Here is a 15,364-nt window from a genome sequence, read left to right on the forward strand (position 1 = left end):
CGTCGGGCGTACGCTCCCCGCGTGGGCGCGACTCGAGGTGACGGCCGGACGGTCACGTCCAAGGTGCTCGCCCTGCTGGCGGCGTACGAGGGTGGCGACGGGGCCCTCAGCCTGACCGACCTCGCCGCCCGGGCGGACATCTCCCTGCCCACCGCGCACCGCCTGGTGGGCGAGCTCGTCTCGTGGGGTGCCCTGGAGAAGGACGCGCAGGGCCGCTACGCGGTGGGGCTGAGGCTGTGGGAGGTCGGCCAGAACGCCGGGCGCCAGCTCCGCGACACGGCGCGTCCCCACCTCCAGGACCTCTACTCCCTGACCCAGGAGACGACCCACATCGCGATCCGCGAGGGTCACGAGGCGCTCTACATCGACCGCCTCTACAGCACCAAGCGCGTGCCTCGGGCCTCCCGGGTCGGGGGCCGCCTGCCCCTGCACGCCACTGCCGTCGGCAAGGTGCTGCTCGCCTTCGACGAGGACTGGGTGCGGGAGGCCTACCTGCACCGGCCGCTCGAGCAGTCCACGACCCGGACGCACGTCAACCCGGTGCGGCTGGCCGAGGAGCTGCAGCTCGTCCGCGAGCAGGGCCACGCGGTGACCCTCGAGGAGATGCGTCCCGGCTCGTGCTCCATCGCCGTGCCGGTACGGCTCCCCGGCGGGGGCATCGCGGGGCTCGGACTCGTGCTGCTCTCGACCCAGTCGGCCAACCTGCGCAAGCACCTCCCGGCCCTCCTCGGGGTGGCCGGGCGCATCGAGGAGGCCGCCGCCCGACCGGGCGGGGGAGGACTGGTGCTGAGGCCGCGCCGGTCCTGAGGGTCGACTTCCGTCTGACGGAAGTCGCGCGTTGTGGGTGCCTGTGACGGGGGCCACTATGGCGTGGTGCCGGAGATCCGGTGCGTGACGCAGATCCAGGAGGCGCGATGTCGTCCACCGACACCCGACCGACCGGCGGCGGATGCCCGGTCCACCACGGCTACCAGCCCTTCGAGCAGGCCGACCCGTTCCCGGCGTACGCCCGGCTGCGCGCCGACGAGCCGGTCATGTACGACGAGCGCGTGGGCTACTGGGTCGTCAGCCGCTACGACGACGTCAAGGCCGTCTTCGAGGACTGGGAGACCTTCAGCAGCGAGAACGCGCAGGCCCCGGTCCGCGAGCGCGGCGCCGAGGCCCGACGGATCATGGAGGAGGGCGGGTTCACCGCCTACTCGGGCCTCTCCGCCCGGGTCCCTCCCGACCACACCCGCATCCGCAAGATCGTCCAGAAGGCCTTCACCCCGCGCCGCTACAAGGTGCTCGAGCCCTCGATCCGCGCCCACGTCGTCCGGATGGTCGAGGACCTGCTGGCCCACGAGGACCGCCGCGGCGACCTCGTCCGGGACCTGGCCTACGACGTCCCGACCGTCACGATCCTGACCCTCATCGGCGCCGACACCACGAAGGTCGAGCAGTTCAAGACCTGGTCGGACTCGCGGGCGGCCATGACGTGGGGAGACCTCACCGACGAGCAGCAGGTGCCGCACGCCCACCACCTGGTGGCCTACTGGCAGGAGTGCCAGCGGCTCGTCACGTCGGCGCACGAGACCCACCCCGACAGCCTGGTCGGCGACCTCGTCCGGGCCCAGGACGCGGGCGAGGAGATCACCGACCACGAGATCGCCTCGATCTGCTACTCGATGCTCTTCGCCGGGCACGAGACGACCACCACCCTGATCTCCAACACGTTGCGGGTCCTGCTCGACCACCCCGACCAGTGGGACCTCGTCCGGGACGAGCCCTCGAAGGTCGCACCGGCCATCGACGAGGTGCTCCGCTACAGCCCATCGATCGTGGCCTGGCGTCGCAAGGCCCTGCGCGACGCGGTCGTGGGCGGTGTCGACATCCCGCAGGGCGCCGAGCTGCTGCTCGTGATGGGGTCGGCCAACCGCGACGAGTCCCACTTCGCCGACGCCGAGGACTTCGACGTCACCCGCGCCAACGCCCGGGACCACCTGGCCTTCGGCTACGGCATCCACTACTGCCTCGGCAACATGCTCGCCAAGCTCCAGACCCGCATCGTGGTCGAGGAGGTGGCGCGGCTCGCCCCCGGGCTGCAGCTGGCCGACGAGCCCATCGAGTTCGGGGACAACCTGTCCTTCCGCGCACCCGTCGCGGTGCCCGTCACCTGGGAGGTGTCATGACGACCGACGCTCCGTACGTCCGCTTCTTCGACGAGGGCGGCGACCCCACCGTCGAGCTGCTCGGCGGCAAGTGCGCCAGCCTGGTCTCGATGACCGGCGCCGGGATGCCGGTGCCCCCGGGATTCGCGATCACCACGGCGGCGTACGACGCGTTCGTCGACGCGACCGGCATCCGCGACGAGATCTCGCACAAGCTGGCCACCCTCGACGCCGACCACGTGTCCTCGGTGGACGCGGCCTCCGCGACGATCCGCGACCACCTCACGTCGCGGCCGATGCCGGAGCCGGTGCGCGCCGCGATCGTGGCCGCCTACCAGTCCCTCCAGGACCGGTTCTCCTCGCCGGTTCCCGTCGCCGTGCGCTCGTCGGCCACCGCCGAGGACCTGCCCGGTGCGAGCTTCGCCGGCCAGCAGGACACCTACCTGTGGGTCACGGGGCTCGACAGCGTGCTGCACCACGTCCGCGAGTGCTGGGCCTCGCTCTACACGAGCCGCGCGATCATCTACCGGCTCAGGAACGACATCCCCGACCTGGGGCTCTCGATGGCCGTCGCCGTGCAGAAGATGGTCAACTCCTCGGTCTCCGGGGTCGCCATCACCATGAACCCCACCACCGGTGACCGGTCCAAGATCACCATCGACGCGTCGTACGGCGTGGGGGAGATGGTCGTCAGCGGACAGGTGACGCCCGACAACATCCTGCTCGACAAGGTGATGTTGTCGATCGTCTCGGAGACCATCGGCGACAAGCACGCCGAGCTGGTGCCCGACGCGACCGCGGGCGACCTGGTCGAGGTGCCCGTCGACCCGGAACGCCGCACGCGGCGCTGCCTGACCGACGACGAGGTCGTCGCCGTCGCGACCATGGCCAAGCGGGCCGAGAAGCACTACGGCTGCCCCCAGGACATCGAGTGGGCCTACGACTCCGACCTGCCGCCGGGGGAGGGGTTGCTGCTGCTGCAGTCGCGCCCCGAGACCGTCCACAGCGCCCCCGCCGCCACGACGACTCCCAGCACTCCCAGCACGTTAGGCCCGGCCACGGGCCTCCTCTCGGGCATCACTGCATCCCTCACGAACAGGAACCCCTCATGACCGCCGCCCCGACCCAGCCCGTGACCGCCCCGATGAAGTCCTTCCCGAAGCCCTCGCAGCTGACGGTGCCCGAGGGCGCCGAGGGGTGGGAGAAGCTCTACCCCTACAACCTGGTCTTCCAGAACCTCAGCGGCGCCGAGGACGAGAAGTTCTGGTTCTGCGACAGCCAGCACTGGCCGGCGGTCTTCAAGCCGTTCGAGACGATCGGCGGCGAGTTCGCGGTCAAGTGCCTGGGGCAGTACAACACCCGGCACCTGCTGATCCCCCCGGCCAACGGCATCGAGTTCAAGATCCACCTGGGCTACCTCTACATGTCGCCGGTGGGCGTGCCGCCGGAGCAGGTCGCGGCCCGGGTGCCGGAGTTCGAGCGTCGTGCCGGCCACTACTTCCAGAACTGGGACTCGCTCCTGGAGCAGTGGAAGATCAAGGTGCGCGCCACCATCGACGAGATGGAGGCGCTGAGCTTCTCCTCGCTGCCCGACATGGTGCCCTTCGAGGACATCGTCACGGGCAAGGCCAAGGACGGCTCCGAGGTCCTGATGGAGAACTACGACCGGCTGATCCAGCTCTGCTACCAGAACTGGCAGTACCACTTCGAGTTCCTCAACCTGGGCTACCTCGCCTACCTGGACTTCTTCGGCTTCTGCAAGGAGGTCTTCCCCGGCATCCCGGACCTGGCGATCGCCAAGATGGTCCAGGGCGTCGACATGGAGCTGTTCCGTCCCGACGACGAGCTCAAGAAGCTGGCCAAGCTGGCCGTCGAGCACGGCCTCGAGGCCGCCTTCTCCGACACCGACGACGTCGAGGGCACCCTGGCCCGCATCGCCGCCGCGGACGGCGGGACCGCGTGGGTGGCGCAGTACGAGGCCGCGCAGGACCCGTGGTTCAACTTCACCGTCGGCAACGGCTTCTACGGCCACGACAAGTACTGGCTGGAGCACCAGGAGATCCCGCTCGGCTACATCAAGGACTACATCCGTCGTCTGGGCGAGGGTCACGAGATCATGCGTCCGGTCGACCAGCTCATCGCCGAGAAGGACCGGGTGGTGGAGGAGTACCGCGACCTCCTCGACGAGGAGCAGCGTGCCGCGTTCGACGCCAAGCGTGGCCTCGCGGCCACGGCGTACCCCTACGTCGAGAACCACAACTTCTACATCGAGCACTGGACGATGGGCGTCTTCTGGCGCAAGGTCCGCGAGCTCGGCCAGGTGTTCGTGGACGCCGGCTTCTGGGGCGACCGCCACGACATGCTCTACCTCACCCGTGGCGAGGTCCGCGACGCGATCTTCGACCTGGTGACCGGCTGGGCGGTCGGTGCTGACGCGACCGGTCCGCACTACTGGCCCGCGGAGATCGAGCGCCGCCGCGGCATCATCGACGCGCTGTCGACGGCGCGGCCCCAGCCGGCGCTCAACACGCCGCCGGCCGAGATCACCGAGCCCTTCACGATGATGCTCTACGGCATCACCACCGAGCAGGTGCAGCAGTGGCTGGCCGACGGCGAGGAGGGCCACGACGGGTCGATCACCGGGATGGCCGCGTCGCCGGGCGTGGTGGAGGGCATCGCCCGGGTGGTGCACTCGGCCGACCAGCTCGGCGAGGTGCAGGAGGGCGACATCCTCGTCGCCACCATCACCGCGCCGTCGTGGGGACCGATCTTCGGCAAGATCAAGGCCACGGTCACCGACATCGGCGGGATGATGAGCCACGCCGCGATCGTCTGCCGGGAGTACGGCCTGCCCGCCGTGACCGGCACGGGCAACGGCTCCACGACCATCCGGACCGGCCAGCGCGTCCGGGTCGACGGCAACACCGGCCGTGTCGAGATCCTGGACTGACATGACCTCGTCCCAGCTGGAGGGCTCCGGCCGCACCGTCCTCGTGACCGGTGCCGCCGGGGGCCTGGGCCGCAGCTTCGCGCTCGGCTTCGCCTCCCGGGGCTACCGGGTGGCGGTCGCGGACATCGCGGCCGCCGGCGTCGAGGAGACGCGCGCCCTGCTCGAGGAGGCCGGAGCCGAGGCCGCCTGGTCAGGGGTGGTCGACGTGACGTCGCCGGAGTCGACCACCGCGTTGGCCGCCGAGGTGGCGGAGCTCGGCGGCGGCCGCATCGACGTGCTGGTCAACAACGCCGCGATCTACGGGACGGTCACGCGCGGCCCCCTCGAGGAGATCGACCCCGCCGAGTGGGACCGGGTGATGGGCGTCAACCTCAAGGGACCGTGGTTGATGGTCCGGGCCACCAGCCCGTTCCTCGGGGAGGGCAGCCGGGTCGTCAACCTCTCGTCCGCCACGATCTACAGCGGCTCGACGCACTGGCTGCACTACGTCGCCTCCAAGGGCGGGGTGGTCGCACTGACCCGGGCGATGGCCAAGGAGCTCGGTCCGCGCGGGATCAACGTCAACGTGATCGCGCCCGGCTTCACCCTCACCGAGGCCAGCCGTGGCCTGATCGAGGGTGCCGAGTCGTACGGCGTGGACCGCGGCGCCCTGCGCCGCTCCAGCCAGCCGGAGGACATCGTCGGCGCCGCCCTGTTCCTGGCCGGACCCGACTCCGGCTTCGTCACCGGCCAGACCATCGTCGTCGACGGTGGCCGGCAGTTCATCTGAGGAGGAAGCATGCCCACGATCACCTACACCGACGACTCCGGGGAGTCCCGGGTCGTCGCCGCCAACGTCGGCGACTCCGTGATGGAGACCGCCGTCCGCAACGGCGTGCCCGGCATCGTCGCCGAGTGTGGCGGGTCGCTGTCCTGTGCCACCTGCCACGTCTTCGTCGACGAGGCCGAGCTCGCCCAGCTCCCCGCCATGGAGGAGATGGAGGACGAGATGTTGTGGGGCGCCGCCGTGGACCGCCGTGACACCTCTCGCCTGTGCTGCCAGATCAAGGTCAGCGACGACATGGACCTCCACGTGACGACCCCCGAGACGCAGGTGTGAGATGTCGGACGCGGCAGGACTGCTGATCCTCGGGTCGTCGCAGGCCGGGGTGCAGCTCGCGGTCTCGCTGCGCGCACTGGGCTACGACGAGCCCATCACGTTGCTGGGGGAGGAGAACCATCGCCCCTACCAGCGACCCGCCCTCTCCAAGGAGTACCTCCAGGGCGCCATCACCAAGGAGTCGCTCATCTACCGCACCCAGGAGTACTGGGACGAGCACCGCATCGACGTGGTCAAGAACGAGCGCATCATCCGCATCGACAAGCGCTCCGACGGCAGCGGCGTCGCGCACTCGATGTCGGGGCGGGAGTTCGCCTTCGACCGGCTCGCGCTGACCGTCGGCGCCCGGGCACGGCGCCTGCTGCTGGAGGGTGTGGACCTGCCCGGCGTCCTCTATCTGCGCAACGCCGACGACGCGCTCGAGCTCAAGGCCCGGGCCCCGGTCGTCAAGGACGTCGTGGTCATCGGCGGCGGCTTCATCGGCATCGAGGCGGCTGCGAGCCTGGCCCGGATGGGGCGCACCGTCACCCTGCTCGAGGCCGGCCCGCGGCTCGTCGGACGCGCGGTCGGCGAGGAGACCTCGGCGTACCTCCTGGAGCACCACCGCGCGCGGGGGATCTCCGTCGTGCTCGACGCCGACGTACGCCGCATCGTCGCGGGCGGCGACCGGGTCGCGGGCGTGGAGCTCGCCGACGGCACCACGATCCGGGCCGACCTCGTGCTCATCGGGGTGGGGGTCGTGCCCAACACCGAGCTGGCCGAGTCGATCGGCCTCGCCTGCGACAACGGGATCACGGTGGACCGGTGGGCCATCGCCTCCGACGGCGTCACCGTCGCGGTCGGCGACGTGGCCAACCTGCCCAACCCCGTCCCGGGGGCCCCGGAGGGCGACCGGGTCCGCTTCGAGAGCGTCAACAACGCCGTGGAGCAGGCCAAGGTGGCCGCCTACGCGATCACCGGACGGCCCGAGGACTACCAGGGCATCCCGTGGTTCTGGTCCAACCAGGGCGACCTGAAGCTCCAGATCGCCGGCCTGTCCACGGGACACACCCGCACGGTCGTCCGGCGTGACGACGAGCGCGGCAAGTTCTCGGTCCTCTACTACCGCGGCGACGCGATCATCGCGGCGGACTGCGTCAACGCGCCCCTCGACTTCATGGCCGTCAAGGCCGCTCTCGCCGCCCGGGCGAGCATCCCGGCCGAGCAGGCCGCCGACCCGTCGGTCCAGCTCAAGGCGATCACCGTCACCTCGTCAGGAGAACACTCATGACCCACCCCCTGCCGCCCGTCCCGGTGCCCGCCTCCGGGCCCGTCGACGTGTCCCCGATCTCGATGACCCCGTCGGCGGACACCGACCTCGACCCGATCTGGAAGTCCGTGGTGCCCGAGTCACGGACCCGGTCCAACGACATCCACCTGCCGATCTCGCTGGCCTACGCGGAGCGGCTCTGCGCCGCCCACCCCGACGCGGACGCCCTGCTGGTGCGGGTGGCGATCCTGCTGCACGACACCGGCTGGGGACGCGTCGACGAGGACCGGATCATCTCGGAGGGCTTCTCGGGCGACTGGCGCCGGGCGGAGATCCGCTTCGAGCACGAGCGGCAGGGCTGCCTGATCGCCCGCGAGGTCCTGCCGCCGCTCGGCTTCGACCCGGCGTTCGTCGAGGACGTCGTCGCGATCATCGACGGCCACGACACCCGCAAGGAGGCGAAGTCCCTCGAGGACGCGCTGGTGCGCGACGCCGACCGGCTGTGGCGCTTCGACCACGCAGGCATCGCGCTGGCGTCCGGCTGGTTCGGCATGGACCCGGCGACCTACTGCGACCGGCTGGCCGCCGAGATCGTGCCCGAGCTCCTCACCGAGGCCGCCGTCGCCATGGCGACGGCCGACCTCGAGCGCTCCAACGCCCTGCTGAAGACGACGGTGCTGCGGTGACCCACCACCGGCCCGGTCACGACCTGCCCTGGACGAGGGTCGACGACCTGTACGTCGACGGGCGGTGGGTCCCGTCGACGGGCACGGCGAGGCTGCCCGTCATCGATCCCGCGACCGAGGAGGAGTGGGGCTCGGTGCCGGACGCGACCCCCTCGGACGTCGACGCCGCCATGGAGGCGGCCGACCGGGCGTTCCGGGAGGGGCCGTGGCCGCGGCTCACCCCGACCCAGCGCGCCGAGCACCTGCTGCGGATGGCCGACGAGCTGGAGAAGCGGGCCGAGCCGCTCGGGTGGACCAACACCCGTGAGAACGGCTCCCCGGTGGCGGAGACGTCCGGCGCCGCCGCCAACGCCGCGGGCATCCTGCGGCACGTCGCCTCGCTCGCCCCCGGGCTCGAGCGCGAGGACGTGCGCGCGTTCCCCGCCGGGGGTGCCGAGTCCGTCGTACGCCGCGAGCCGGTCGGGCCCTGCGTGCTCATCGCTCCGTGGAACTTCCCGATCAACCTGATGGTCGTCAAGCTGGCACCCGCACTGCTCGCCGGCTGCACCGCGGTGCTCAAGCCGGCCGAGTCGACGCCGCTGTCGATCCGGTTCGTGGTCGAGGCCGCCGAGGCTGCGGGGGTGCCCGCGGGGGTCGTCAACCTGGTGACCGGTGGCGGGGCGGTCGGCGAGGCGCTCGTGCGACACCCGCTGACCGCCAAGATCGCCTTCACCGGCTCGACCGCCGTGGGCCGGCGGATCGGAGCCGCCGCGGGCGAGCTGCTGCGGCCGGTGACGCTCGAGCTCGGCGGCAAGTCCTCGGCCGTCGTCCTGCCCGACGCCGACCTCGACGCGATGGCCGCCGTGCTCATCCGGTCCTCGATGCGCAACAGCGGCCAGACCTGCTACATCTCCACCCGCATCCTGGCCCCGGCCGAGCGGTACGACGAGGTGGTCGAGATGGTCACCCGGACGGTGGCCGCAGCCCGGCTCGGTGACCCCTTCGACGACGACACCGTCGTGGGACCGCTGGCGACCGCCGCCCAGCGCGACGTCGTCACCGGATTCCTGGAGTCGGCGCGCGAGGAGGGTGCCCGGGTCACGACGGGCGGCCGGGCCGTGCCGGGGACGGGCTACTTCGTGGAGCCGACCGTGCTGGCGGACGTCACGCCCGACATGAGGGTGGCCCGGGAGGAGATCTTCGGACCGGTGGTGACGGTGCTGCGCTACGAGGGCGTCGACGAGGCCGTCGCGATCGCCAACGACACGCCCTTCGGCCTCGGCGGTCTGGTCTTCTCCACGGACCCCGACGCTGCGCAGGCGGTGGCCGAGCGGATGGACACCGGGTCGGTCGGTCTCAACTTCTTCGCGTCCAACCACGCGGCACCCTTCGGAGGCCGCCACGACTCGGGCCTCGGAGTCGAGTACGGACCCGAGGGTCTCGCGGCCTACCTGACCTACAAGACCATCCACCGCCGGACCGGTTGACGCGGCGACGCCCCATAGACCCTCGACGTCGGACAGGATGGGTGCGTGGACGTCAACGAGATGCTGCTGCCCGGCGTGGGGGTGCGCTACGACTTCACGATGCCTGACGGGGACCGCGTCGGCATCGTGGCGCGGCGCAACGGCGACTTCGAGCTGGTGGTCTACGACCGTCGTGATCCTGACCGGGTCCGGCACTCGATCCGGCTCGACGAGGAGGCGGCCGAGGCCCTCGCCCAGATCCTGGGGGCACCCCGGATCACCCAACGCTTCGCCGACCTGTCCAAGGAGATCCCGGGACTGGAGTCGGCGCGGATCGAGGTGCCGCCGGCCAGCGCGTGCGTCGGTCGTCCGCTCGGCGACACCCGGGCCCGGACCCGCACCGGCGCGTCGATCGTCGCCGTGGTGAGCGGGGAGCAGGTCGCAGCCGCCCCCGGTCCCGACCACGTGCTCCGCGCCGGTGACGTGCTGGTCGCGATCGGCACGGGCGACGGCCTCGCACAGCTGGCCGAGATCATCGAGCGGGGCTGAGGTTGGAGCCCACCGTCCGGCTCCTCCTGGAGCTCGGGCTGCTGCTCGGTGCACTGTCGGTGCTGGGTGGTCTCGCCCGGCGCATCGGCTTCTCACCGGTGCCGCTCTACCTGCTCGGTGGCCTGGCCCTGGGCGAGGGGGGCCTGCTGCCGCTGCCGGGTGCCGAGCCGTTCATCGAGGGGGCGGCGAGCATCGGGGTGGTGCTGCTGCTGCTCACCCTGGGCCTGGAGTTCTCGGTCACCGAGTTCTCCCACACCCTGCGCCGCCACGTGCCGTCCGGCCTGTTCGACCTGGTGCTCAACGCGACCCCCGGGGCGGTGGCCGGCTGGCTCCTCGGCCTCGACCTCACGGGGGTGGTGGCGCTGGCGGGCGCGACCTACGTGTCCTCGTCCGGGATCATCTCGAGGCTGCTCGTCGACCTGGGCCGGCTGGGCAACCGCGAGACACCCGCGGTCCTGTCGGTCCTGGTGCTCGAGGACTTCGCGATGGCCGCCTACCTGCCGCTGCTGGCGGTGCTGGCATCAGGAGGGACCTGGTGGCAGGCGCTGGCCGGCGTCGCGCTCGCGGTCGCGGCCCTGACGGTCGCCTTCACGGCGTCCTACCGGTGGGGGCACCGTGTGGGACGGGTGCTGAGCCACCCCGACCCCGAGCAGCTGCTGCTCCGGGTGCTCGCCCTCACCCTCGTGGTGGCAGGCCTCGCCGAGCTGGTGCACGTCAGCGCGGCTGTCGGTGCCTTTCTCGTGGGTCTCACCCTGACGGGGGAGACGGCCGTGCGGGCGGGGGAGGTGATGGCTCCGCTCCGTGACTTCTTCGCAGCAGTCTTCTTCGTCGCCATCGGGCTGGCCATCGACCCCGGCGACCTGCTCCCGGCCCTGCCGGTCGCGCTGGCGCTGGCCGCGGTCACCATCGTCACCAAGTTCGTCACCGGCGCCTACGCTGCCGGTCGCGATGGCGCGCAGGCGCCCGGCCGGGCCCGCGCCGGAGCCGTCCTGGTGATCCGTGGGGAGTTCTCACTGATCATCATCGGGCTTGCCGGGGTCGCGCAGGGACGGCTCGGCGGGGTGGTGGCGGCGTACGTGATCGTTCTTGCCGTCGTCGGACCGGTGCTGGCGCGGTACGCCGACCGGGTGCCGGGCTGGACCCTGTCACGCGCCGGGCGGTAGCGCGAGCAGGTCCACGTGGTGCACCGTCACCGCGGCCGTGCCGCGGGCCAGCTCCGTCCGTCTCCGGGCGGCGTAGGCCGCCGCCTCCTCACCGATCTCCGGTGACTGCTCGATCGCTGCCCCCACCCAGCCGTCGAGCCACGCCACCGCGAGGTCCGCCTGCTCGGGTCCGAAGTGCCAGGGGCTGGGCCGGGTGTGGACCTCGAGCCCCCGCCGCCGGAAGGCGTCCACCGCCGTCCCTGCGGCATCGGGACCGAGCAGCGGGGCGTCGCCGAGGACTCGCCGCTGGTGGGCGTTGAACGACTCCGTCAGCCGCCGGTCGAGGGGGTCGGGCGGGTCGATCTCGACGGTGCCCACGACGCTGAGGGTGATGAGCACGGGACACCGCGCACCGGCGCACAGTGCGACGAACCGGTCCAGCTCCTCACCGGTGAACATGTCGAGGAGCGCCGAGGCGGTGAGCAGGGACGCACCGAGGAGGTCGTCGGCGGCCAGGCGGGTGATGTCGTCGTGGCGCGTCTCCACCTGCGGGACGGGCGGGTGGGCCGCGGCGTGCGCGAGCAGCTCGGCGTCGCGGTCGTGCAGCACCCAGCGCTGCGGACCGGCCAGCCGCGGTGCGAGCCAGCGGGCCATCGAGCCGGTGCCGCAGCCGAGGTCGTGGACGAACAGCCCGTCCGTGGGCAGGTGCGTGCGCAGGAGGTCGACCAGCCCGGTCGAGCGGGCCGCCGCGTCGGCGGGCTCCCGCAGCGCGAGCCAGTCGGGGGCGGCACGGACGGGCTCGGTCGTCATGCCACCTCCCGCTGTCCGGTGAACCGAACGCTAGCAACGTCCGTTTCCACCGGCGAGGGCTCGGGAGGGAGGTCTCGTGATCGGTGTCCGCGCCGGCCTGCTCGCTGCCGTCACCGGCCTCGTCGTCCTGCTCGGTGGACTCGCGCTCTTCCCCGGGATCGGGGTCGCCGGCCCGGCGGTGGGGCTCGCGTGCGCGGCGGTGCTGGGCACCGCTGCGGACCGCAGCGCCCGCCGGGCCGGAGTCCCGTCGTGGGGCCCGGCCGACGTGGTGACCCTCGTGCGGGCCACGCTGGCGTGCGGCGTCGCCGCCCTGGTCACCGAGGTCCTGGTCGCCGATGCCCTCGTGGCGCGGTCGTCCGTGCCGGTACTGGTGGCGCTCGCCGTCGTCGCGCTGGCCCTCGACGCCGTGGACGGACGGGTGGCGAGGCGCACCGGGACCGTGTCGCCGCTCGGCGCCCGCCTCGACGGAGAGGCCGACGCCTTCCTCATGCTCGTGCTCAGCGTGCAGGTCGCGGCGGAGGTCGGCGCGTGGGTGCTGGCGATCGGGGTGGTGCGCTACGCCTTCGCGGTGGCCGGCTGGGTGCTGCCGTGGATGCGCGCCGACCTGCCGCCGCGCTACTGGCGCAAGGTCGTCACCGCCGTCGCCGGGATCGCCCTGGTCTGGGCGGTCGCCGACCTGCCCGGCACGTACGCCGCCCTCGGCCTCGCCGCCCTCCTGCTCGCCGAGTCCTTCGGGCGGGACGTCGGCTGGCTGTGGCACCGGCGCGCCGACCACGCCGTCGCCGCGGTGGCGTCCGGTGCCGGGCTGGCGTCACCGTGAGGCAGGTCGAGCGGACGGCGTACGACGCGGCGTTGCGGACGGCCCGGGTGGCGGCCTACCCGCCGGGGGAGTTCGTCGGGCAGGAGAGCTTCATGACCCGCACCGGGATCCTCGACCTGGCCCGCGCGGCCGCGGTCGGTCCCGGGGTCTCGGTGCTGGACCTGTGCTGCGGCGTGGCCGGCCCCGGTCGCCTGGTCGCGGCCGAGCTGGGGTGCGACTACCGCGGTGTCGACCGCAGCCCGGACGCGATCGAGGTCGCCCGGGCGCGCGCCACCGGCCTGGGCTGCCGCTTCGACGTCGCCGAGGTCCCGCCGGTCCCGGGCACGGACGTGGACGTGGTGCTGCTCCTGGAGACGATGCTCGCCTTCGAGGACAAGGTGCCGCTGGTCAGCGCGGTCGCCGGGGCGCTCGCGCCCGGGGGACGGTTCGCCTTCACCGTGGAGGAGGGGCTGCCGCTGACGCAGGAGGAGCGCGAGGCGATGCCCGCCGCCGACACCGTGTGGCCGGTCCCGCTGGCCGAGCTCCTCGGCCAGCTCGGCGACGCGGGGCTGGACCTGCGCTGGATGCAGGACCAGACCCGCTCGCACCAGCGGGTCGCCGCCGGGCTGGTGGCACAGCTCGGGGCCGGGCGCTCGGCGATCGCCGGCGAGGTCGGTGACCGGACCGCCGACGACCTCCTCGCGGCGCACCGGCTCTGGAGCGACTGGCTGGGCTCGGGCCGGGTCCGCAAGCTGGCGGTCGTGGCGGAGAAGCACGCCGGGGGATGAACTCCGCGGTGCGCCCCGTCGTACCTCCTCGTGAGAAACCCCTCGTGAGAACCCTCGTGAGGGTCCCTCGTGGCAGGAGCGTGTGATGGTCATCCGTGAGATCGCGGCCGCGGCCGTGCTGGTGTCGGCGGGGGTCCACCTCGTCCTGTGGTTCGACGGGATGCGGGACGCCGACGTCGTCGGTCCCGCCTTCCTGCTCAACGCGGTCGGCGGCGCGGTGATCGCCGTGCTGCTGGTCGTCTGGCGGCACTGGGTGCCCCCGCTGCTGGCCGTCGGCTTCGGCCTCTCCACGCTCGGTGCCTTCGTCATCTCGGCGACCGTGGGCCTCTTCGGGGTCGAGGAGAGCTGGTCGGGCTGGGCGGTGTGGACGGCCGCCGTGGCCGAGGTGGTGGCGATCGTGACGGGCGCCATGCTCCTGCGCGACGACAACCCGTTGCGCTCACGCGCGCAGTCGCAGGACCACGCGGCCGGACGTGGTGCGCACCTCCACTGACCTGATGTCGTCCCGGTCCGAGGACGTCCCGGCCGTGAGCCGCATCGTCATGCCCCCGACCGAGCGCCAGCTGCCCACCTGCTCGGTGTGCCCGTCGCGGGTCCGCACGACGATCGTGTAGTCCACCGTGGGCGGCAGCTCGTACTCCACCGACTCCGGCTCGTAGGTGCAGGTCAGGAGCAGCCGGGTGCCCCAGGTGACCTGCTCGAGCCCGACGGTCGCCTCCACCGGGACGTCGCCCACCGGGCTCATGGGCTCGTCCGGCACCGGGGCCTCGGTGGCGGTCGGGGACGGCGCGACCGACGACGGCTCCCGGCCGTCGTCCCCGCCGGACAGCAGCGCCGGGACGCCGAACGCCACCGCGGCGAAGGCGGCGGCCAGCCCGGCCGCGACGAGGGTGCGCCGCCGCCCGCTGCGGCGTACGGAGCGGGTCAGGGCGGGCAGCAGCGTGTCCGGCAGCGGCTCGTCGGCCGGCGGGTGCTCGAGCAGGCCGGCGTCGACCCGGTCCAGGAGCCCGGGGAGGCCGGCGACCTCGCGCACGGCGCGGGTGCAGCTCTCGCAGCCGGGCAGGTGCCGCTCCAGCGCCAGGCGGTCGCCGGGGCTCAGGGCGCCCAGGACGTACGCCGCGCCGTCGTGTGCGAACGGGCAGGTCACGCGCTCACCCCCATCTCCTCGAGCGCCAGCCTCAGCGCCCGCAGCGCGTAGTGCGTGCGGGACTTGACGGTGCCCTCGGGGACACCGAGGCGCTGGGAGGCCTCGGCCACGGAGCGCCCCCGGTAGTAGCACTCGAGCAGGACGGAGCGGTGGTCGGCGGAGAGGTGGGTGAGCGCCTCGGCCACCACCCAGGAGAGCAGGAGCTGGTCGCTGGCGTCGTCGGTCGTGCGGATCTCGGGCACGTCGGCGACGGGGGTCTCGGGATGGGACCGGCGGCTGCGCCAGTCGTCGATGACGATGTTGCGGGCGACGGTGAACAACCAGGCACGCACGGAGGGCGGCGGGCCGGCGAGCACGTCACGGTGCCGCCAGGCGCGCAGCAGCGTCTCCTGGGTGACGTCCTCGGCGTGCGCCCGGTCGTTGCCGACCAGGCGCAGGCAGTAGCGCCAGAGCACGTCCGCGTGCTCCTCGTGCAGCCGTCGCATCAGCGCGACCTCGTCCTCGGGCATGCATGCCTCCTCCCGGGGATACGCCCGCGGGGCGGCACCGG

General features: G+C 72.5%; 17 protein-coding genes. 14 read left to right on the plus strand and 3 right to left on the minus strand.

Going from position 1 to position 15,364, the window contains the following annotated elements; genetic code table 11:
* The first annotated feature begins 21 nt into the window (after window positions 1–21).
* The 11 genes from DAE25_RS14470 (at window position 22) to DAE25_RS14520 (ending at window position 11,291) form a co-directional block, all read left to right on the plus strand.
* Window positions 22–807: an IclR family transcriptional regulator gene (locus tag DAE25_RS14470; RefSeq protein ID WP_234411056.1), complete on the plus strand. Its 786-nt coding sequence runs from the start codon at window positions 22–24 to the stop codon at window positions 805–807.
* 107 nt (window positions 808–914) lie between these two features.
* On the plus strand, window positions 915–2,171 hold the full coding sequence (locus tag DAE25_RS14475) for a cytochrome P450 (RefSeq protein ID WP_107766868.1): 1,257 nt from the start codon (window positions 915–917) through the stop codon (window positions 2,169–2,171).
* Complete coding sequence (locus DAE25_RS14480; RefSeq protein ID WP_107766869.1) at window positions 2,168–3,262, plus strand: PEP/pyruvate-binding domain-containing protein; 1,095 nt, start codon at window positions 2,168–2,170, stop codon at window positions 3,260–3,262. The genes DAE25_RS14475 and DAE25_RS14480 overlap by 4 nt, the downstream gene beginning before the upstream one ends.
* On the plus strand, window positions 3,259–5,100 hold the full coding sequence (locus DAE25_RS14485) for a PEP-utilizing enzyme (RefSeq protein ID WP_199907601.1): 1,842 nt from the start codon (window positions 3,259–3,261) through the stop codon (window positions 5,098–5,100). The genes DAE25_RS14480 and DAE25_RS14485 overlap by 4 nt, the downstream gene beginning before the upstream one ends.
* Before the next feature lies 1 nt (window position 5,101).
* Window positions 5,102–5,869: an SDR family NAD(P)-dependent oxidoreductase gene (locus tag DAE25_RS14490; RefSeq protein ID WP_107766870.1), complete on the plus strand. Its 768-nt coding sequence runs from the start codon at window positions 5,102–5,104 to the stop codon at window positions 5,867–5,869.
* 9 nt (window positions 5,870–5,878) lie between these two features.
* Window positions 5,879–6,199, plus strand: coding sequence for a 2Fe-2S iron-sulfur cluster-binding protein (locus DAE25_RS14495; protein WP_107766871.1), 321 nt, complete (start codon window positions 5,879–5,881; stop codon window positions 6,197–6,199).
* A 1-nt stretch (window position 6,200) separates the two neighbouring features.
* On the plus strand, window positions 6,201–7,469 hold the full coding sequence (locus DAE25_RS14500) for an NAD(P)/FAD-dependent oxidoreductase (RefSeq protein WP_107766872.1): 1,269 nt from the start codon (window positions 6,201–6,203) through the stop codon (window positions 7,467–7,469).
* Window positions 7,466–8,134, plus strand: a complete 669-nt coding sequence (locus DAE25_RS14505) for an HD domain-containing protein (protein ID WP_107766873.1) — start codon at window positions 7,466–7,468, stop codon at window positions 8,132–8,134. Before DAE25_RS14500 ends, DAE25_RS14505 begins: the two co-directional genes overlap by 4 nt.
* A complete protein-coding gene (locus DAE25_RS14510; protein WP_107766874.1) occupies window positions 8,131–9,600 on the plus strand; it encodes an aldehyde dehydrogenase in 1,470 nt (489 codons plus the stop codon). The genes DAE25_RS14505 and DAE25_RS14510 overlap by 4 nt, the downstream gene beginning before the upstream one ends.
* A 45-nt stretch (window positions 9,601–9,645) precedes the next feature.
* On the plus strand, window positions 9,646–10,128 hold the full coding sequence (locus DAE25_RS14515) for a cation:proton antiporter regulatory subunit (RefSeq protein WP_107766875.1): 483 nt from the start codon (window positions 9,646–9,648) through the stop codon (window positions 10,126–10,128).
* 2 nt (window positions 10,129–10,130) lie between these two features.
* Window positions 10,131–11,291 carry a cation:proton antiporter gene (locus DAE25_RS14520; protein ID WP_107766876.1) on the plus strand — a complete coding sequence of 387 codons (1,161 nt, stop codon included), beginning with the start codon at window positions 10,131–10,133 and terminating at the stop codon, window positions 11,289–11,291.
* Here DAE25_RS14520 and DAE25_RS14525 read toward each other — a convergent pair.
* Complete coding sequence (locus DAE25_RS14525; protein ID WP_107766877.1) at window positions 11,274–12,080, minus strand: methyltransferase domain-containing protein; 807 nt, start codon at window positions 12,078–12,080, stop codon at window positions 11,274–11,276. The genes DAE25_RS14520 and DAE25_RS14525 overlap by 18 nt on opposite strands.
* 76 nt (window positions 12,081–12,156) lie before the next feature.
* On the opposite strand from DAE25_RS14525, the gene DAE25_RS14530 reads away from it, so the two are divergent.
* The 3 genes from DAE25_RS14530 to DAE25_RS14540 all read left to right on the plus strand — a co-directional run bounded on the left by DAE25_RS14530 (window position 12,157) and on the right by DAE25_RS14540 (window position 14,160).
* The gene (locus DAE25_RS14530) at window positions 12,157–12,900 is read left to right on the plus strand and encodes a CDP-alcohol phosphatidyltransferase family protein (RefSeq protein ID WP_107766878.1); all 744 of its coding nucleotides are present in this window, start codon (window positions 12,157–12,159) and stop codon (window positions 12,898–12,900) included.
* A complete protein-coding gene (locus tag DAE25_RS14535; RefSeq protein ID WP_199907602.1) occupies window positions 12,897–13,667 on the plus strand; it encodes a class I SAM-dependent methyltransferase in 771 nt (256 codons plus the stop codon). The genes DAE25_RS14530 and DAE25_RS14535 overlap by 4 nt, the downstream gene beginning before the upstream one ends.
* An 85-nt stretch (window positions 13,668–13,752) precedes the next feature.
* Window positions 13,753–14,160 carry a hypothetical protein gene (locus DAE25_RS14540; RefSeq protein ID WP_107766879.1) on the plus strand — a complete coding sequence of 136 codons (408 nt, stop codon included), beginning with the start codon at window positions 13,753–13,755 and terminating at the stop codon, window positions 14,158–14,160.
* Here DAE25_RS14540 and DAE25_RS14545 read toward each other — a convergent pair.
* Both DAE25_RS14545 and DAE25_RS14550 read right to left on the minus strand, forming a co-directional pair.
* Window positions 14,107–14,814, minus strand: a complete 708-nt coding sequence (locus DAE25_RS14545) for an anti-sigma factor family protein (RefSeq protein WP_107766880.1) — start codon at window positions 14,812–14,814, stop codon at window positions 14,107–14,109. The two genes, DAE25_RS14540 and DAE25_RS14545, sit on opposite strands and share 54 nt — an antisense overlap.
* Window positions 14,811–15,323 carry a sigma-70 family RNA polymerase sigma factor gene (locus tag DAE25_RS14550; RefSeq protein WP_107766881.1) on the minus strand — a complete coding sequence of 171 codons (513 nt, stop codon included), beginning with the start codon at window positions 15,321–15,323 and terminating at the stop codon, window positions 14,811–14,813. The genes DAE25_RS14545 and DAE25_RS14550 overlap by 4 nt, the downstream gene beginning before the upstream one ends.
* Window positions 15,324–15,364 lie beyond the last annotated feature (41 nt).

The organism is Nocardioides terrigena, from assembly GCF_003047265.1.
Taxonomy (GTDB): Bacteria; Actinomycetota; Actinomycetes; order Propionibacteriales; family Nocardioidaceae; genus Nocardioides; species Nocardioides terrigena.